This is a genomic window from Pantoea sp. X-Soil-TKNS-1279 (assembly GCF_059730565.1).
The window spans coordinates 4184127-4202992 of sequence record NZ_AP035948.1; the positions used below are offsets into that span (position 1 = coordinate 4184127).

The window sequence follows — 18866 nt, forward strand, 5'->3', positions numbered from 1 at the left end:
TTACTTACTCGCCCGTTAAATCAGAGACAGTGTTTCGGGGAAGCCGAAACGAATATTCAGACACTGCACCGCCTGCGAAGAAGCACCTTTCAGCAGGTTATCTTCTGCGGCAACCACAATCAGGTGCTCACCCTGCACGGCAAAACCGATATCACAGAATGGCAGGCCAACCACACCTTTCAACGCAGGCACACCTTTCTTATACAGACGCACCAGCGGTTTGTCGTGGTAGGCGTTATGGAAAGCTTCTGCCACGTCCTGTTCGCTGACGCCCGGTTTCAGGCGGCAGGTGACGGTAGCAAGAATGCCACGCGGGAAGTTGCCCAGATGCGGCGTAAAGATCACCGGCGTACCGAGATGGGCAACAATTTCCGGATGGTGGCGATGATTGAAGATGCCATAAGGTTGCAGGCTGACTTCACAGAAACTGGTAGTGACGCTGGCTTTACGCCCGGCACCGCTAACGCCGCTGGTCGCGTTAATCACCGGCCACTGGTCTTGATTCAGCAGGCCCGCTTCCACCAGCGGTTTCAACGCCAGTTGAGAGGCGGTCGGGTAGCATCCCGGTACCGCCACCAGCTGGGCTTCTTTGATTTTTTCGTGCTGCCATTCCGCCAGGCCGTAAACCGCTTTGTCCAGCCAGTCGCCGTGTTGATGGGTGAAACCGTAATATTGATTGTAGAAAGCACCGTCGTTAACACGGAACGCACCGGAGAGATCAAATACCACGCAACCGGCTTTCAGGAATTCCGGCGCCAGATCGTGACTGACTTCATGTGCGGTGGCGAGGAACACCACATCGACTTTATCCGCCCACTCAGCGGCATCGCTCAGCGGCTGCAATGGCAGGTCGACAATACCTTTCAACTGCGGATGCAGGTCTGAAAGTAACTTTCCGGCATCCGGGCTTTGCGCTGAAACCGCTAAAGCGGTTATGTTCATATGCGGATGGCGATTCAGGTAGGTGGCAAGCTCTACGCCAGCGTAACCACTGGCACCAACGATCAGCGTATTCAACATCAGGCTGTATACCTTATTACAGTCACACGTTCCGGGTCGCGGCCTTGCCCCGTTGCCCACGATGCCGTTTGCAAAGATTTACTGTTCACATGCAGACGACGTTAATGTATTTTTATTCACTATTAATGCATGAATATTGATACATCCTAACCCAAGGACCGTCAACAGTGAAGACAAAATTACCACCTTTTATCGAACTCTACCGCCAGCTGATTGCCACACCATCGATCAGCGCCACCGACGCCGCGCTCGATCAGAGCAATGAAACTTTAATCAATTTGCTGGCGGGCTGGTTTCGCGATCTTGGCTTCGATACTGAAGTGCAACCTGTACCAGGTACACGGCATAAATTTAACCTGCTGGCGCGCACGGGTTCCGGCGCGGGTGGCTTATTATTAGCAGGCCATACCGACACGGTTCCGTTCGATGATGGCCGCTGGACGCGCGATCCCTTTACCCTGACTGAGCATGACAACAAGCTTTACGGTTTAGGCACGGCAGATATGAAAGGCTTCTTCGCCTTTATTCTGGATGCGCTGCGTGACGTTGACGTGACCAAACTGAGCAAACCACTCTACATTCTTGCCACCGCCGACGAAGAGACGACGATGGCAGGCGCGAAGTACTTCGCTGAATCCACCCAACTGCGCCCGGACTGCGCCATCATCGGCGAACCGACTTCGCTGAAACCAGTGCGCGCGCACAAAGGCCATCTCTCCAATGTGATTCGTATTCAGGGACAATCGGGCCACTCCAGCGATCCCTCACGCGGCGTGAACGCCATTGAGCTGATGCATGAATCCATCACCCAATTGATGCAGCTGCGTAATACGCTGAAAAGCCGTTATAACCATGACGGTTTCGCCATTCCGTACCCGACCATGAACTTTGGTCATATTCACGGCGGCGATGCCGCTAACCGTATTTGCGCCTGCTGCGAACTGCATATGGATATTCGACCGTTACCGGGGTTAACCCTGAGTGATCTGGATGGTCTGCTGAATGAAGCGCTGGCTCCGGTGAGTGAGCGTTGGCCGGGTCGTTTGACCGTCGGTGAACTGCATCCGCCGATTCCGGGTTACGAGTGCCCGGTCGACCATGAACTGGTGAAAGTGGTGGAAAAACTGCTGGGTACGCCGACAGAAGTGGTGAACTACTGCACCGAAGCACCGTTTATTCAGCAACTTTGCCCAACGCTGGTGTTAGGCCCCGGTTCTATCAATCAGGCCCATCAGCCTGATGAATTTATTGATACCGCATTTATTAAGCCAACCCATGCGCTCATCACGCAGGTTGTCCATCATTTTTGTCACTGATGGACAATCGATGGGGCATTTCACTGTTTAATCAGCAAAATGCCCCGTCAATGTTCGGGATTTAATAATAAGAATAACTTATCTCGCTTCGCTCTGGTTAAATTCTTTGAATTTCCAGCATTTAGCAGCGAAATTTCGTCAGTTTAAGGCAATTGACGAACAGAGCGATACGTGGCTAGATAAAAGACGAAGTTATGCCCGTTGGGTATATGAATTAAAAAGACGATAAGGGTGTCAGGGTCACATGAACGAACAATATTCCGCAATGCGAAGTAATGTCAGTATGCTCGGCAAACTGCTCGGGGATACGATAAAGGATGCACTGGGAGAGAACATCCTCGATAAGGTGGAGACCATCCGCAAACTCTCTAAGTCATCCCGTGCCGGAAATGACACTCATCGTAAGGAACTGCTGTCCACGCTGCAAAACCTGTCCAATGACGAGTTGCTGCCGGTGGCGCGTGCATTTAGCCAGTTCCTGAATCTTACCAACGTGGCTGAACAATATCAGACCATTGCGCGCAGTGGCGAAGGTGCCAACCACCCGGAGCTGCTGAAAAGCACCTTCGATCGCCTGAAGCAGCAGAAAGACCTGAATGAGAGCGATATCCGCGCGGCGATTGAGTCACTGTCGCTGGAGCTGGTGCTGACTGCGCACCCAACCGAGATCACGCGTCGGACGCTGATTCATAAGCTGGTTGAGGTGAATAGCTGCCTGCAACAGCTCGACCATAGCGATATCACCGAATATGAATACAACCAAGTGATGCGTCGTCTGCGCCAACTGGTTGCCCAGGCCTGGCACACCGATGAAATTCGTAAATATCGCCCGACCCCGGTTGATGAAGCCAAATGGGGCTTTGCCGTGGTGGAAAACAGCCTGTGGGAAGGCGTACCGGCGTTTCTGCGCGAGCTGAACGAGCAGGTTGAAGAAACCTTTGGTATGCAGCTGCCAGTGGATTTTGTCCCGGTACAATTTACCTCCTGGATGGGCGGCGACCGCGACGGCAACCCGAACGTTACCGCTACCATCACGCGACAGGCTATGCAGCTCGGCCGCTGGAAAGCTGCCGACCTGTTCCTGCGCGATGTCGGCGTGCTGATTTCCGAGCTGTCAATGTCCGAGTGCAGCGACGAAGTACGTGAACTGTGTGGCGACCCGGAAGCGCTGGAACCCTACCGCGTGATTCTGAAACGCATCCGTAGTCAGTTGATGAGCACCCAGGCCTTCCTGGAGCGTCGTCTGAAAGGCGAGCGCGTGCCACGCCCTGCTGATTTGCTGGTGTCCAACGATCAGCTGTGGCAACCGCTGTTTGCCATCTATCAGTCACTGCAACAATGCGACATGGGCATCATCGCTAATGGTCAGCTGCTGGATACGCTGCGCCGCGTGAAGTGTTTTGGCGTGCCGTTGGTGCGTATCGATCTGCGTCAGGAGAGCACCCGTCATACCGAAGCGATTGCTGAAGTGACGCGCTATCTCGGCCTCGGTGATTATGAAAGCTGGTCAGAAGCCGACAAACAGGCTTTCCTGATCCGTGAACTGAATTCCAAACGTCCCCTGCTGCCACGCCAGTGGGAGCCGAGCGATAATACCCGCGAAGTGCTGGATACCTGCAAAGTGGCAGCCGAAGCGCCGCAAGGCTCGATTGCCGCTTACGTCATCTCCATGGCAAAAGTGCCATCCGACGTGCTGGCGGTGCATCTGCTGCTGAAAGAAGCCGGTATCACCTACGCCATGCCAGTGGCACCGCTGTTTGAAACGCTCGACGACCTGAACAACGCCAACGACGTGATGAGCCAGCTGCTGGGCATCGACTGGTATCGCGGCTTTATCCAGGGTAAGCAGATGGTGATGATTGGTTATTCTGACTCCGCGAAAGATGCTGGCGTGATGGCCGCAAGCTGGGCGCAGTATCAGGCCCAGGACGCATTAATCAAGACCTGTGAAAAAGCCGGTATCGCCCTGACGTTGTTCCACGGACGCGGCGGTTCCATTGGTCGTGGTGGCGCACCGGCGCATGCTGCGCTGCTGTCGCAGCCGCCGGGTAGCCTGAAAGGTGGCCTGCGCGTGACCGAACAGGGTGAGATGATCCGCTTCAAATACGGCCTGCCGGAAGTGACTATCGCCAGCCTGTCGCTGTACACCGGTGCGATTCTCGAAGCCAACCTGATGCCGCCGCCGGAGCCAAAAAGCGAATGGTGCGACATTATGGACGGTCTGTCGGCTCACTCCTGTGCGATGTACCGTGGCTATGTACGTGAAAATCCTGATTTCGTTCCCTATTTCCGCTCCGCAACGCCGGAACAGGAACTGGGTAAACTGCCATTGGGTTCACGCCCGGCCAAACGCCGCGCCACCGGTGGCGTGGAGTCGCTGCGCGCGATTCCGTGGATTTTTGCCTGGACGCAGAACCGTCTGATGCTGCCAGCCTGGCTGGGTGCCGGTGCGGCAATCCAGAAAGCGATGGAGCAAGGCCACCAGGATCAACTGGAAGCGATGTGCCGCGACTGGCCATTCTTCTCCACCCGTCTTGGCATGCTGGAGATGGTGTTCTCGAAAGCCGACCTGTGGCTGGCGGAATATTATGATCAGCGTCTGGTGGATAAATCATTGTGGCCGCTGGGCCAGCAACTGCGTGACCAACTGGATGCGGATATCAAAGCAGTGCTGACCATCGCCAACGATGCGCATCTGATGGCGGATCAGCCGTGGATTGCCGAATCCATCGCGCTGCGTAATGTCTACACCGACCCGCTGAACGTGTTGCAGGCTGAATTGCTGCACCGTTCGCGTGCGCAGGAAGAGCGTGGTGATGCGCCAGATGCGCGTGTTGAGCAAGCATTGATGGTGACTATCGCGGGTGTCGCAGCGGGTATGCGTAATACCGGTTAAGCAGACATATCAAGGGGCTTCGGCCCCTTCTTGATGTGGCCCGTAGCGGCGCGATTTATCGCGCGGGTTCTGCTGGCATCGCGCATGGGATTGCGCGATAAATCGCGCCGCTACGAGTTTGTATGACTAATTATGATGAGGTCGTACACCCAGGGTGTGGCAAATCGCGTAGCTCATCTCCGCACGGTTCAGGGTGTAGAAGTGAAAATCTTTCACCCCTTCACGCGACAGGATTTTCACCATATCCATCGCAATGTTCGCACCGACCATTTTGCGCGTTTCCGCGTCATCATCCAGCCCTTCAAACATCGCGTTCATCCAGCCCGGCACACGCACGTTAGTCATGGTGGCGAAGCGTTGCAACTGCTTGAAGTTGGACACCGGCAGAATGCCCGGCACGATTTCCACATCGATACCGGTCGCCACACAACGGTCGCGGAAGCGCAGGTAGCTTTCGACGTCGAAGAAAAATTGCGTGATGGCACGGTTAGCACCGGCATCAATCTTGCGTTTCAGGTTGATCAAGTCTGCCTGTGCGCTTTTCGCTTCCGGATGCACTTCAGGATAGGCGGCAACCGAGATATCAAAATCGCCCACATCTTTCAGCAATTCGACCAGATCAGACGCGTACATATCCGGTTTACCGCTACCCGGTGGTAAATCGCCGCGCAGCGCGACGATATGGCGAATGCCGCTGTTCCAGTAATCGCGCGCGATGGTGCGTAACTCATCACGCGTGGCATCGATGCAGGTCAGATGCGGTGCTGCTTCCAGACCTGTGCGCTCTTTAATGCCCTTGATAATGCTATGGGTACGGTCACGCTCGCCCGAGTTGGCACCATAGGTAACCGAAACAAATTTCGGCTTCAGGCTGCTAAGACGGTCAATAGAGTTCCACAGGGTTGCTTCCATTTCGCTGGTACGTGGCGGAAAAAACTCAAAAGAGACATTAATTTGCCCGTTCAGCTCAGCCAGGCTTTGATTCAGCGCTTCGCGCTGATTGGCATGAAAGAAACTCATCCTGTTACCTCACCTTCACACATCGATTATTTGTGGTTTTCGAACATCCATACGTTTAGACGTCCAGATGCACAAAATGAACGATTCCCGACTTAGCGTCAACTGAAAATTAATGTCCAGGCGTGACAAATATTCAACCAACATGAAGGAATTTCACGATGGTGGGGAAAAAATGAAAAATGCAGACGGCCCGTCACCGTCTGCATCATAAGGCGGGTTACAGCAGTTGCGCGAGGCGGTTAATATCCGACTGGATGGCTCCGGCGGTAACATCACGCCCGGCACCTGGCCCACGAATGACCAGCGGGTTATCACGATACCAACGACTTTCAATGGCGAACACGTTATCGCACGGCAGCAGCGCCGCCAACGGATGTTCCGGACGCACCGCTTCTACGCCAACACGCGCTTTGCCATTGGCATCGAAACGCGCGACATAGCGCAGCACCAGCCCCATCTCCTGTGCCGCTTCCAGACGCTGGATCATCTGATCATTCAGTTCATCAGCATTCTCAAAGAAGTGATCAATCGATTCGCCTTCGCAGCTGGCGGGTACCAGCGACTCCACGCGAACCTGGTCGGGTTCGATGTTATAGCCCGCTTCACGCGCCAGAATCACTAGCTTGCGCATCACATCCTGACCGGAGAGGTCAACGCGTGGATCCGGCTCGGTCAGCCCTTGCTGCCACGCCTGATCCACCAATTCGGTAAACGGCACGGTGCCGTCAAACTGCAAAAACAGCCAGGAGAGCGTCCCGGAGAAGATGCCGCTGATGGCGAGAATCGAATCACCGCTTTCACGCAAATCGCGCACCGTATAGTTCACCGGCAGACCCGCACCCACGGTGGCGTTGTACAACCAATGGCGGCCGGTTTTGGTGAAAGCATCACGAATCTGTCGCCAACTCTGGCTGTTCGACGCACCAGCCACCTTGTTGGCGCTGATAACGTGGAAGCCGTGGCTGGCAAAATCGAGATACTGCTGCGCCAGCGGCTCACTGGCGGTAACGTCCAGCACCACCAGATCATCAAACGGATGCGCGCACATCCACAGGAACAACGACTCTTCATCGCGCTCCTCGGCTTCATCATCAAAGAAAGCCAGGGCGCGGCTGGCATCAAGACCGTCGTAGCTCAGCAGGCTGCGGCGACTGTCTGCCACCCCTGCCAGCACAAATTCGAATCCGGTGCGTGCCGACAACGTCTCCTGCTCGCGCGCAAACAACTCCAGCCAGCGGGAGCCGATATTGCCTTTACCAAACAGCATCAGGCCAATACGCTTTTCTGCGCGAAACAGCGACTGATGTAGACCCTGAATCAGATGCTGGGTCGGGCCGACACGCAGTACTGCCACGATGCTGATATGTTCTTCTGACTGCCAGACAAACTCCACCGGCTGGTCTTTAATTTGTTGCCAGAAACGATGGCTGTGCAGGGGGTTACGCGTGACTCCCGCTCCCACCAACGCTACCAGCGCTAAACCATCACGCAGTTGCAAATGGCCAGGCAACGCCGCGTCCTGCAACAGGTTAAAGGCGCTGTTCACCACTTCCGAGGTGTAGCACAGTTGCAGCAACTGGCGATCAGGATGGGTACCCACCGCTAATGGACGCAATTGTGCGCGCTTCAGCAGCAGATCGATTTCTTTATTCAGGGTGGCGAAATCATGGCTGTTGGGGATCTGGATTTCAATCAGGCAGACGTCATCGTGGCTGGTAACAATGCGTGCGCCCGTGCCCGAGGCCAGCACTCGCTCAATGCGCGTCGAACCCTGTTCCGGCTGGTAGCTACAACGCAGTTGCAGGTCGATATCGCTATTCGACACTGGCTGCAAGGTACGGGTATGCAGCACCGGTGCAGCCAGACGTGCCAGTTCACTTGCCTCATCGAGGCGCAGCAACGGTAACAGGCAAGCATCCGACACCTTGCGCGGGTCAGCGCTATACACCCCGGCCACGTCGCTCCAGATGGTTACGCGTCCGACACCGGCCAGCGCACCAATCTGCGTGGCGGAATAGTCCGAGCCGTTACGGCCTAGCAGCACGGTTTCACCGGCATCGTTACGGCTGATAAAACCGGTTACTACCAGACGCTGATGCGGATGCTGTGTCAGCAGCGCCTGCAACAGCGGCCAGGATTTTCCTTCATCAACCTGCGGTTGCGCGGCACGCTCGGCACGCAGAAAATCGCGGGCATCCAGCCATACGGCTTCGATATCACGCTGGCTCAGCACCGCCGCCATCAGCCGTGCTGACCAGATTTCACCGTGCCCTACCACCTCGGCGTATACCGCGTCGGTAATGGTGCCATCCAACAGCGCCGCCAGTTTTTCCAAATCACGAATAAAAGTCGCGGTGAGGGTTTCTGCCATTTCAGCCGGTAACAGCGATGCAATCAGCTCGCTGTGAAAACGCCGTAACGCCTGTTGCACCTGGTGCGCTGACAACCGATCGCTCTGGCTCAGCTTGAGCCAACTGATCAGCTGGTTGGTGGTACTGCCTGCGGCAGAAACCACCATCAAATCGCCCGGCTGGCTGTAATCCGCCATGATGCTGGCAACGCGTTGATAGCAACGGGTATCGGCCAGGCTACTGCCACCAAATTTATGCAACTGCTTACTGGTCGGCGTTCCCGCGCCTGCTGAAATCGTCATGGTTACCCCTCGGCTGCGATCCTGAATGCATTATCCAGATCGGCGATTAAATCTTCGTGATCTTCAATTCCGACAGAAATACGTAGCAACGTTTCGGAAATTCCCGCTGCGGCACGCGCTTCGGCCGACATGCCGGCATGCGTCATGGTGGCGGTGTGCGATATCAGGCTCTCAACACCACCCAGTGACTCAGCCAGCGTGAACAGCTGCAACGCTTTGAGGAAACGACGCAGGCGCGCTTCGTCGGCGTCCAGCTCGAAACTTAACATGGCACCAAAGCCGCGCTGTTGACGTACCGCATACTCGTGACCGGCATTTTCCGGCAGGGAAGGATGATACAGTTTTTTCACCAACGGTTGTTGCTTTAGGTAATCAACAATTGCCAGCGCATTGCGCTGTGCGGCCGCCATACGCGGCCCCAGAGTACGCAGGCCACGCAGCAGCAGATAGCTGTCGAAGGCCGCACCGGTTACACCAATGTTGTTGGCCCACCAGGCAAGGTCCGTCGCCAATGCCGGATCTTTAGCAATCACCGCACCCGCCACCACATCGGAGTGGCCATTCAGGTATTTGGTGCAGGAGTGAATCACCAGGTCGGCACCCAGCGCCAGCGGGTTTTGCAGTGCCGGGCTGAGGAAGGTGTTATCCACCACGCTGATGGCACCCGCTTCACGCGCGGCCTGACAAATCGCGGCAATATCCACCACGCGTAATAAAGGATTGCTGGGGCTTTCCACCAGCACCAGCTTCGGTTTTTCTGCCAGAGCCGCCTGTAACGCCGCTTTATCGCCCTGATCGACAAACTTAACCCGGTACGCGCCGCGCTTGCTCAGGCTGTCGAACAGACGATAGCTGCCGCCATAGCAATCGTGCGGTGCCACCAGCAAATCACCCGGCTTCAGGAACACGGTGGTCACCAGATGAATCGCTGACATGCCGGTATTGGTTAATACCGCACCTGCGCCACCTTCCAGTTCTGCCAGCGCACGTTGCACCACGTCACGCGTCGGGTTACCACGACGAGAGTAGTCATGGGCGCGTGGCTGGTTGAAGTCAAGGAAGTTATAGGTGCTGGAGAGGTGAATCGGTGGGACAACGCAGCCATATTGCTCGTCATCATTCAAACCGCTGCGCACTGCGATGGTTGCCTGTTTACGCGTCATGGTGCTTACTGTTCCTGAAGAGTAAAAAGAAGAGGCAACAGGATAGCATTCCGACAATAGACGTCAATACATCTGGACATCTAAATGTCTTTGCGTATAGATTGAGCAAAGCATCAATACCCGCTAAAATTACGCGTCATCGCCTGGTGTTCAGCGCGCTTTCTCCGGGAAAGTGATGTTTAAGCATAAAACCTGCATTTTCAGGGGTCAGGCACCAAGAAATCGGGCATAATCAACGGATTTCCCCACATTCCACTTTTATTGATTAAGGTAACCCATGGCTGAATGGAACGGCGAATATATCAGCCCTTACGCTGAGCACGGTAAGAAGAGCGAGCAGGTCAAGAAGATCACGGTATCTATCCCGCTGAAAGTGCTGAAAATTCTAACGGATGAGCGCACCCGTCGTCAGGTTAATAACCTGCGTCATGCCACCAACAGTGAACTGCTGTGCGAAGCCTTTTTGCATGCCTTCACCGGCCAACCTCTGCCGGACGACGTAGATCTGCGTAAAGAGCGTAGTGATGAGATCCCGGAAGAAGCGAAGAAGATCATGCGTGAGATGGGCATCAATCCCGATACCTGGGAATACTGACGCCAGAAACAAAAAAACCCAGCCGAAGCTGGGTTTTTTCTTGTAGCCGACACCCACAGGCGTCGACGACAAACAAATCTTATTTCTTGCTGGTCGGCAGGCTGAAACGCTTGTTGAAGCGATCAACACGGCCACCGGTGTCAACAACACGCTGCTTACCAGTGTAGAACGGGTGGCATTTGCCGCACACGTCCAGGTTCAGGTTGTGAGCCATAGTAGAGCGAGTATTGATCACGTTACCGCAAGAGCAAGTGATGGTCACTGCTTCGTATTTCGGGTGAATACCTTGTTTCATGGGAGAACCTCATAAAAGGCCGTGTCGCTCTCCGTGCCAGGCTATACCTGCACAGCACCACACGCGGTTGAACAATTAATGTGTAATCTTTGACGAGCGTTTCTCATCAAAGGCGGCGCAGTATACAGAAAATGACCGCTTTTGGCAAATGGCGCGGATGGATATCCGCTCGACGCGTCAGCGTGTACACTACTTCTCCTTATTACAGAACCGGATAGAGATCGACATGCCCGTTGTTCAGGTTGCCCTGCCCGTTCCGCTGCCTCGCCTGTTTGACTACCTGCTGCCTGCCGATGCACCGCTGCCGGTGACAGGCGTGCGCGTCAGCGTGCCATTCGGCAACCGGAAAATGGTGGGCATTGTGGTCGGCATACGCGAAACCAGCGACCTGCCCCTGACACAACTAAAGCAGATTGATGCGGTGCTGGATGACAGCAGCCTCTATTCACCCGCGCTGTGGCGCATTTTGCAGTGGGCAGCGCAGTATTATCACTCCCCGTTGGGCGAAGTGTTGAACCATGCCTTGCCGGTGCTGTTGCGCCAGGGCAAACCGGCGCAGGAAGCCCCGCTGTGGCAATGGGTAATCAATGACACCGGGCGTGAAGTGGCGCTGGATAGCCTGAAACGCGCCCGCAAACAGCAGCAGGCGCTGGCGGCACTGCGCCAGCAGCCACTCTATCGTCATCAGATTGGCGACCACGATCTCACCGATGCGGCCTTGCAGGCACTGCGTGCCAAAGGCTTGTGTGATCTGCGTGAGCACGCTGCGCCATTACACGACTGGCGGGACACGTTTGCCGTTAAAGGGGAGAGGCTGCGGCTTAACACCGATCAGGCCATGGCGGTCGGCGCGATTCGCAGCGAAGACGATCGCTATGCTGCCTGGTTGCTGGCCGGGATCACCGGCTCAGGGAAGACGGAGGTCTACCTGAGCGTGCTGGAAAACGTGCTGGCGCGCGGTAAACAGGCGTTGGTACTGGTGCCGGAAATTGGCCTGACGCCGCAAACCATCGCCCGCTTTCGTGAGCGTTTCGATGCGCCGATTGATGTGCTGCACTCGGCGCTGAATGACAGCGAGCGCCTCGCCGTTTGGCTGCGGGCGCGCAGTGGTGAAACCGCGATTGTGATTGGCACCCGATCGGCGCTGTTTACGCCGCTGGCACGTCCCGGCGTGATCATTATTGATGAAGAGCACGACAGTTCCTATAAACAGCAGGAAGGCTGGCGTTATCAGGCGCGCGACCTGGCGGTGTTTCGCGCCCATGAGGAAGATATCCCGATTGTAATGGGATCGGCCACGCCCGCGCTGGAAACGCTGCACAACGTGCGCAATGGCAAATATCGTCAGCTCAACCTCACCAAACGCGCCGGTAACGCTAAACCGGCGTTGCAGCAATTGATTGATCTGAAAGGACAACAACTGAAAGGCGGTCTGGCCCCAGCCCTGCTGGGCAAAATGCGTCAGCATTTACAGGCAAATAATCAGGTACTGTTGTTCCTCAACCGCCGCGGCTTCTCACCGGCCCTGATGTGCCACGACTGTGGTTGGCTAGCCGAGTGTCAACGCTGCGATCGCTACTACACGCTGCATCAGCACCATCGTCAGCTGCGTTGCCACCATTGCGACAGTCAACGCCCGTTGCCGCATCAGTGCCCACAATGTGGATCAACCCACTTGATGCCGGTGGGTGTCGGAACCGAGCAGTTAGAACAGCAGCTCGGTACGCTATTTCCCGGCGTGCCGGTGTCCCGCATCGATCGTGATACCACCAGCCGCAAAGGCGCGCTGGAGCAACACCTGGCGGATGTGCATCGCGGTGGCGCACGCATTCTGGTCGGCACGCAGATGCTGGCAAAAGGCCACCATTTCCCGGATGTTACGCTGGTTTCGTTGTTAGATGTTGATGGCGCGCTGTTCTCCGCCGATTTCCGCGCCGCTGAACGTTTCGCACAGCTCTATACTCAGGTTGCAGGCCGCGCGGGCCGTGCAGGTAAACAGGGAGAAGTGCTGTTGCAGACGCACCACCCGGAACATCCGCTGCTGCAAACCCTGTTGCATCGTGGTTATTTTGCCTTTGCCGAGCAGACGCTACTGGAGCGTCAGTCTGTGCATCTACCGCCGTGGACCAGCCATGCGCTATTTCGCGCCGAAGATATGGATAACCAGCAGGCCGCCGAGTTTCTCAATCAGTTACGTAACCTGATCGAGGCCAGCCCGTTGAAAGATCAGGCGCTGTGGCTGATGGGACCCGTTCCGGCGTTGCAACCCAAGCGCAGTGGACGCTGGCGTTGGCAGCTGTTGCTGCAACACCCATCGCGCAAACGGCTGCAGCAGCTGCTGAGTAGCTCGCTGCCACTGCTCTCAACGTTACCCGCCGCCCGTAAAGTCAAATGGACGCTGGATATTGACCCGACTGAGAGCTGAGTCGCGTCATATCTGCGAGGCGGATCGAAAAAAGTCGCACAAGTCACAATTTTTATGCAAATTAAGTAACAACACTGCCCGCGGTTCGGTTAACAATAGTGCCGACCCGACAGATGCCCGCCTTTAGTCAGAAATTCAACGCGCCGTACCGCGTCAGGAGTAAAACGTTGGACCAGAAGCAACCCTCAACCACCGCCACCATGAAAGATGTGGCTGAGAAAGCGGGCGTTTCGACCGCCACGGTTTCTCGCGCGTTGATGAACCCGGAAAAAGTCTCGGCAGCCACCCGACAGAAGGTGGAACAGGCAGTGATTGCCGTCGGGTATGCACCTCACGGTCTGGCGCGCAACGCCAAACGCGGTGAAACACAAACTATCCTCGTCATCGTGCCGGATATCTGTGATCCCTTTTTCAGCGAGATTATCCGTGGCGTAGAAGTGACCGCGGCGCAAGAGGGTTACCTGGTGTTAATTGGCGATTGCGCCCACCAGAACCAGCAGGAAAAAACCTTTCTCAACCTGATGCTGACGCGTCAGATTGATGGCATGGTGCTACTCGGTTCACAACTGCCGTTTGAGGCGGGAGTTGAAGATCAACGTAACCTGCCGCCAATGGTGATGGGTAACGAATTCGCACCTGAAATGGCGCTGCCTACGGTGCATATCGATAACCTGACCGCCGCTTTCGAGGCGGTGAATCACCTGTTGCAACTGGGCCATCGCCAGATTGCCTGCATTACCGGTCCAGAACATGTTCCGTTGTGCCAGTACCGTTTACAGGGCTACATCCAGGCGCTGCGGCGCAGTAATCTCCCGGTCGATCCCTCGCTGATTGTGCACGGTGATTTTACCTTTGAAGCCGGAGCCACGGCGCTGAAGCAGCTGATGAGTTTGCCTAACCCACCAAAAGCGCTGTTTTGTCATAGCGATTTGATGGCGCTGGGTGCCATGAACCAGGCTCGCAAGCTGGGTATGCGTATCCCTCAGGATCTCTCCGTGGTGGGTTTCGACGATATCGAACTGGCGCAATATTACGATCCCCCATTAACCACCGTTGCTCAGCCGCGCTTTGATATTGGCCGTGAAGCGATGTTGTTGCTGTTGGATGAGTTACAAGGCAAGCGCGTCAACAATGGTTCACGCTTGCTCGATGCGGAATTACGTGTGCGTGGCAGCACCGCCCCTGTCGCAAAACGTTAAAAATGACTACCTTTACAGCGCATTTTCAGCGGATTCTTAAGGCAGTCTTCGCTGGTCAAAGTTCCAGCCCTTGAGTAACATGGCGCATTCCTTGCCGGGCAATTAACAGCACATTTACAGGCCCGCATTTTTTAAAGGGTATCAGAACGAGAGTGGCACAAAGAGATTACGTAGGCCGCGGGCGTTCAACAGGGACGCGTCGCAAAAAAAGCACAGGCCGCAGCAAGAAAAGTAAGGGCGGTTCTGGCACCTCCAAACTGATGATCGTACTGGCTGCGGCTGTACTGGTCACCTTTGCCGGTGGCTTATGGTTCATCTCCCATCATAAGAAAGAAGAGTCACCGGTTATCCCGGACCATAAAGCAGCCGGTAATGGCTTACCGCCGAAGCCGGAAGAGCGCTGGAAATACATCAAAGAGCTGGAGAATCGTCAGCTCACTGTCCCTACGCCCACTGAACCTTCAGCAGGTGGCGGAATACAATCACAAACGCAGTTGACCGATGAACAACGCCAGCTACTGGAACAGATGCAGGCAGATATGCGTCAGCAGCCAACCCAGTTGAATGAAGTGCCGTGGAATGAACAAACCCCGGCGCAACGTCAACAAACGTTGCAGCGCCAACAGCAGCAGCAACAATTGCAGCGTCAGCAGCAGGTTCAGCAACAACAGTTGCAACGTCAGCAGCAAGCCCAACAGCAACAGCCGGTAACCCGCCAGCAACCCGCTCCGATTACCCGTGAGCCAGAGCCGCAAACCCGGCCACAGGAAACGGTGAAGGCGAAACCCGTCGAGAAAGCGCCGTCACAACGTTGGATGGTGCAGTGTGGTTCATTCAAAGGCACCGAGCAGGCCGAGTCTGCTCGCGCCGCGCTCGCTTTCGAAGGTTTTGAAAGCCGGATCACTACCGGTGGCGGCTGGAATCGCGTGGTCATTGGGCCATTTAAAGATCGCAGCAGCGCTGACAGCACCGTAAAACGCCTGCACAGTTCCGGTCACGGAAACTGTATTCCCCTCGCATTGGGGGGTTGAAACCCTCTCAATTTACCCCATATCAGGTTGCATGATACTCCGCGCCCGGTGCGCGGAGTCCTTTTCTACTGCAACAAGGGGTCTGCCCGTGACAACAATAGTAAGTGTGCGACGCAACGGCCAGGTAGTGATTGGCGGTGATGGCCAGGCTACTCTCGGCAATACCGTAATGAAAGGCAACGTTAAAAAAGTGCGTCGTCTTTACAACGACAAAGTGATTGCCGGTTTCGCTGGCGGCACCGCAGATGCCTTCACCCTCTTCGAACTGTTCGAACGCAAGCTGGAAATGCACCAGGGTCATCTGGTGAAGGCTGCGGTTGAGCTGGCTAAAGACTGGCGTACCGACCGGATGCTACGTCGTCTGGAAGCGCTGCTGGCAGTGGCTGACGAATCGGCTTCACTGATCATCAGCGGCAACGGTGATGTCATCCAACCAGAAAATGATCTGATTGCCATCGGTTCGGGTGGACCTTACGCCCAGGCCGCAGCACGCGCCCTGCTGGAAAATACTGAGTTGGGTGCTAAGGATATCGTGGCGAAAGCGCTCGATATCGCGGGTGATATCTGCATCTACACCAACCATAACGTTAACTTCGAAGAATTACCGTCTAAGGCGTAAGGATCAAAACCATGTCTGAGATGACTCCCCGCGAGATTGTCAGCGAACTGAATCGCTTTATTATCGGCCAGGACGGCGCAAAACGTGCTGTGGCGATTGCGCTGCGTAACCGCTGGCGTCGTATGCAGCTCGACGAAGAGCTGCGTCATGAAGTCACCCCGAAAAACATTCTGATGATCGGCCCGACCGGTGTCGGTAAAACCGAAATTGCCCGTCGCCTGGCTAAACTGGCTCATGCGCCGTTCATCAAAGTGGAAGCCACCAAATTCACCGAAGTTGGCTACGTCGGGAAAGAAGTGGACTCCATCATTCGCGATCTGACTGACGCTGCCGTAAAAATGGTGCGCATTCAGGCGATTGAGAAGAACAAATACCGTGCCGAGGAGATGGCAGAAGAGCGCATTCTCGACGTGCTGATCCCGCCGGCCAAAAATAACTGGGGCCAGCCAGAGCACGCCTCGGAACCTTCAGCCGCACGCCAGGCTTTCCGCAAGAAACTGCGTGAAGGTCAGCTGGACGATAAAGAAATTGAGATCGATCTGGCAGCCGCACCAATGGGTGTGGAGATCATGGCACCGCCGGGTATGGAAGAGATGACCAGCCAGTTGCAATCCATGTTCCAGAACCTGGGTGGTCAGAAGCAGAAGCCGCGTAAGCTGAAAATCAAAGATGCCCTGAAGCTGCTGATTGAAGAAGAAGCCGCCAAACTGGTGAACCCGGAAGAGCTGAAACAGGACGCCATCGAAGCCGTTGAACAACACGGCATCGTGTTTATCGATGAGATCGACAAAATCTGTAAACGCGGCCAGACGTCTGGCCCGGATGTCTCGCGTGAAGGTGTTCAGCGTGACCTGCTGCCACTGGTAGAAGGCTGCACCGTTTCGACCAAACACGGCATGGTGAAAACTGACCATATCCTGTTTATTGCTTCGGGTGCATTCCAGGTGGCCAGTCCGTCGGACCTGATCCCGGAATTACAGGGGCGTCTGCCGATTCGTGTGGAATTGCAGGCACTGACGGTGAATGATTTCGAGCGCATCCTGACTGAACCGAACGCCTCTGTCACCGTACAATATAAAGCGCTGATGGCAACCGAAGGTGTGAACGTTGATTTTACCGAGGATGGTATCCGTCGTATCGCCGAGGCCGCATGGCAGGTCAACGAAACCACCGAGAATATCGGTGCGCGTCGTCTGCATACCGTGCTGGAGCGTCTGATGGAAGATATCTCCTACGACGCCAGCGATCGTAACGGTGAGTCCATCACCATCGACGCTGAATATGTTGGTAAGCATCTGGACCAACTGGTGGCTGACGAAGACCTTAGCCGCTTTATCCTGTAAGTCATCGCTACAGCGAAGCCCGGCCACTGTGCCGGGCTTTTTTTTGCACAGGATATTGATGTAGCGCTTTTTTTAGCAGGTGATGATTTTGCCAACACTTGCCAGATAGCGATATACTTACCGCTCCTGTGGCAAACAGACGACATCACTATGAAATACGATACATCTGCACTCTGCGACATCTACCATGAAGAAGTGAACGTTGTTGAACCGCTTTTTTCGAACTTTGGTGGACGCACTTCATTCGGTGGCCAGATAACCACAGTGAAATGTTTTGAAGACAACGGCCTGTTGTATGACCTGCTGGAAGAGAATGGCCGGGGTCGAGTCCTGCTGGTCGATGGCGGCGGCTCGGTGCGTCGCGCGCTGGTTGATGCCGAGATGGCACGCCTGGCAGTACAAAACGAGTGGGAAGGAATTGTGGTGTACGGCTCGGTGCGTCAGGTCGACGAACTGGAAGAGCTGGAACTTGGTATTCAGGCGATTGCAGCCATCCCGGTGGGTGCCGCTGGTGAAGGTATCGGTGAGAGCGATGTGCGCGTCAACTTTGGTGGCGTGACTTTCTTTTCCGGCGATCATCTCTACGCCGACAATACCGGTATGATCCTGTCTGAAGACGCACTTGATATCGAATAGCATCGGAAACGAAAACGGGTGCCATCAGCACCCGTTGTGATAAGCCGTTCAAAGTACGCTTAGACTTCTTCCATTTTTCCCAGCAGTGCGCGTAAACGCTCCTGCCACACATGCTGTTCTTCTTTCAGCTGCTGATTTTCACGCACCAGCGCATCCTGATTGCCTGAAGATTGCTGTACTTCATTCTTCAGGTGATTGTTCTGCTCTTTCAGCTCTTCGATTTCCATCTGCAACAGGGTGATGGTATCAATCGCCTGCTGTACTTTCGCTTCCAGTTTTTCGAACACTTCAAATGACATCTTTCTGACCTCTCCTAAATCTTGCAAGGCGTTGATGGTGCTGACCAGACGCAACGCGCGCCCGTCCATGACGTGGCCAGCAACGATGTCCCGATTGTATGTAGCGCGCCCCGGCAAGTCCAGCGGCGCAAGGCTTGCGAAGGAAGTCTGTAACACTTTTCAGTTAATGCCTAAAAAAAAGCGCCACAAGGAGCATATTTTCCATCTCGTCGAGAAATTCCTTATTGGCTGTAGGGGAAATAGTGCTTAAAAAACCGCAAAAAACGCGAAAACGCGCATTTTTATGACAGACCACACAGAATTCAATTTCGCTATTTCTCGTTTATGCTCGTTAACGATAAATTTACAGCAGCCCT

The 18866-nt window shown here is 55.1% G+C and carries 15 protein-coding genes; 9 read left to right on the forward strand and 6 right to left on the reverse strand.

What is annotated here, in order from left to right; all coding sequences use genetic code 11:
* Positions 1 to 15: 15 nt before the first annotated feature.
* The gene (gene argC, locus AC6I8N_RS19615; RefSeq protein ID WP_208724394.1) at positions 16 to 1020 is read right to left on the reverse strand and encodes an N-acetyl-gamma-glutamyl-phosphate reductase; all 1005 of its coding nucleotides are present in this window, start codon (positions 1018 to 1020) and stop codon (positions 16 to 18) included.
* A 167-nt stretch (positions 1021 to 1187) separates the two neighbouring features.
* On the opposite strand from argC, the gene argE reads away from it, so the two are divergent.
* Both argE and ppc read left to right on the forward strand, forming a co-directional pair.
* Entirely contained in the window at positions 1188 to 2336 is a 1149-nt protein-coding gene (gene argE, locus AC6I8N_RS19620) for an acetylornithine deacetylase (RefSeq protein WP_415174988.1), read from the forward strand.
* Between the two features lie 244 nt (positions 2337 to 2580).
* The gene (ppc, locus tag AC6I8N_RS19625) at positions 2581 to 5232 is read left to right on the forward strand and encodes a phosphoenolpyruvate carboxylase (protein WP_208724396.1); all 2652 of its coding nucleotides are present in this window, start codon (positions 2581 to 2583) and stop codon (positions 5230 to 5232) included.
* Positions 5233 to 5358: 126 nt separating this feature from the next.
* On the opposite strand, the gene metF is transcribed toward ppc, so the two are convergent.
* The 3 genes from metF to metB all read right to left on the reverse strand — a co-directional run bounded on the left by metF (position 5359) and on the right by metB (position 10068).
* Positions 5359 to 6252: a methylenetetrahydrofolate reductase gene (metF, locus tag AC6I8N_RS19630; RefSeq protein ID WP_208724397.1), complete on the reverse strand. Its 894-nt coding sequence runs from the start codon at positions 6250 to 6252 to the stop codon at positions 5359 to 5361.
* Positions 6253 to 6469: 217 nt separating this feature from the next.
* Positions 6470 to 8905 carry a bifunctional aspartate kinase/homoserine dehydrogenase II gene (locus tag AC6I8N_RS19635; RefSeq protein ID WP_497829730.1) on the reverse strand — a complete coding sequence of 812 codons (2436 nt, stop codon included), beginning with the start codon at positions 8903 to 8905 and terminating at the stop codon, positions 6470 to 6472.
* Between the two features lie 2 nt (positions 8906 to 8907).
* Positions 8908 to 10068 carry a cystathionine gamma-synthase gene (metB, locus tag AC6I8N_RS19640; RefSeq protein ID WP_013510983.1) on the reverse strand — a complete coding sequence of 387 codons (1161 nt, stop codon included), beginning with the start codon at positions 10066 to 10068 and terminating at the stop codon, positions 8908 to 8910.
* 277 nt (positions 10069 to 10345) lie between these two features.
* Between metB and metJ the strand changes: the two genes are divergently transcribed.
* Positions 10346 to 10663: a met regulon transcriptional regulator MetJ gene (gene metJ, locus AC6I8N_RS19645; RefSeq protein ID WP_013510984.1), complete on the forward strand. Its 318-nt coding sequence runs from the start codon at positions 10346 to 10348 to the stop codon at positions 10661 to 10663.
* Between the two features lie 79 nt (positions 10664 to 10742).
* Here metJ and rpmE read toward each other — a convergent pair whose 3' ends face one another.
* Positions 10743 to 10958 carry a 50S ribosomal protein L31 gene (gene rpmE / locus AC6I8N_RS19650; protein WP_013510985.1) on the reverse strand — a complete coding sequence of 72 codons (216 nt, stop codon included), beginning with the start codon at positions 10956 to 10958 and terminating at the stop codon, positions 10743 to 10745.
* A gap of 226 nt (positions 10959 to 11184) precedes the next feature.
* Between rpmE and priA the strand changes: the two genes are divergently transcribed.
* The 6 genes from priA (at position 11185) to rraA (ending at position 18211) form a co-directional block, all read left to right on the forward strand.
* Entirely contained in the window at positions 11185 to 13383 is a 2199-nt protein-coding gene (priA, locus tag AC6I8N_RS19655; RefSeq protein WP_497830716.1) for a primosomal protein N', read from the forward strand.
* Positions 13384 to 13550: 167 nt separating this feature from the next.
* Complete coding sequence (gene cytR, locus AC6I8N_RS19660) at positions 13551 to 14582, forward strand: DNA-binding transcriptional regulator CytR (protein WP_497829731.1); 1032 nt, start codon at positions 13551 to 13553, stop codon at positions 14580 to 14582.
* 152 nt (positions 14583 to 14734) lie between these two features.
* Positions 14735 to 15613, forward strand: a complete 879-nt coding sequence (gene ftsN / locus AC6I8N_RS19665) for a cell division protein FtsN (protein WP_208724400.1) — start codon at positions 14735 to 14737, stop codon at positions 15611 to 15613.
* Positions 15614 to 15701: 88 nt separating this feature from the next.
* Positions 15702 to 16232, forward strand: coding sequence for an ATP-dependent protease subunit HslV (gene hslV / locus AC6I8N_RS19670; protein ID WP_071883917.1), 531 nt, complete (start codon positions 15702 to 15704; stop codon positions 16230 to 16232).
* An 11-nt stretch (positions 16233 to 16243) separates the two neighbouring features.
* A complete protein-coding gene (hslU, locus tag AC6I8N_RS19675; protein ID WP_208724401.1) occupies positions 16244 to 17575 on the forward strand; it encodes an ATP-dependent protease ATPase subunit HslU in 1332 nt (443 codons plus the stop codon).
* A gap of 150 nt (positions 17576 to 17725) precedes the next feature.
* Positions 17726 to 18211, forward strand: coding sequence for a ribonuclease E activity regulator RraA (rraA, locus tag AC6I8N_RS19680; RefSeq protein ID WP_497829732.1), 486 nt, complete (start codon positions 17726 to 17728; stop codon positions 18209 to 18211).
* Positions 18212 to 18270: 59 nt separating this feature from the next.
* Here the strand turns inward: rraA and zapB are convergent, their stop codons facing one another.
* Positions 18271 to 18510 carry a cell division protein ZapB gene (gene zapB, locus AC6I8N_RS19685; RefSeq protein WP_208725598.1) on the reverse strand — a complete coding sequence of 80 codons (240 nt, stop codon included), beginning with the start codon at positions 18508 to 18510 and terminating at the stop codon, positions 18271 to 18273.
* Positions 18511 to 18866 lie beyond the last annotated feature (356 nt).

Bases quoted from the DNA above. Each gene is read 5' to 3' on its own strand.
- argC (WP_208724394.1), bottom strand. From the start codon at position 1,020: ATGTTGAATACGCTGATCGTTGGTGCCAGTGGTTACGCTGGCGTAGAG.
- ppc (WP_208724396.1), top strand. From the start codon at position 2,581: ATGAACGAACAATATTCCGCAATGCGAAGTAATGTCAGTATGCTCGGC.
- metF (WP_208724397.1), bottom strand. From the start codon at position 6,252: ATGAGTTTCTTTCATGCCAATCAGCGCGAAGCGCTGAATCAAAGCCTG.
- AC6I8N_RS19635 (WP_497829730.1), bottom strand. From the start codon at position 8,905: ATGACGATTTCAGCAGGCGCGGGAACGCCGACCAGTAAGCAGTTGCAT.
- metB (WP_013510983.1), bottom strand. From the start codon at position 10,068: ATGACGCGTAAACAGGCAACCATCGCAGTGCGCAGCGGTTTGAATGAT.
- metJ (WP_013510984.1), top strand. From the start codon at position 10,346: ATGGCTGAATGGAACGGCGAATATATCAGCCCTTACGCTGAGCACGGT.
- rpmE (WP_013510985.1), bottom strand. From the start codon at position 10,958: ATGAAACAAGGTATTCACCCGAAATACGAAGCAGTGACCATCACTTGC.
- priA (WP_497830716.1), top strand. From the start codon at position 11,185: ATGCCCGTTGTTCAGGTTGCCCTGCCCGTTCCGCTGCCTCGCCTGTTT.
- hslU (WP_208724401.1), top strand. From the start codon at position 16,244: ATGTCTGAGATGACTCCCCGCGAGATTGTCAGCGAACTGAATCGCTTT.
- rraA (WP_497829732.1), top strand. From the start codon at position 17,726: ATGAAATACGATACATCTGCACTCTGCGACATCTACCATGAAGAAGTG.
- zapB (WP_208725598.1), bottom strand. From the start codon at position 18,510: ATGTCATTTGAAGTGTTCGAAAAACTGGAAGCGAAAGTACAGCAGGCG.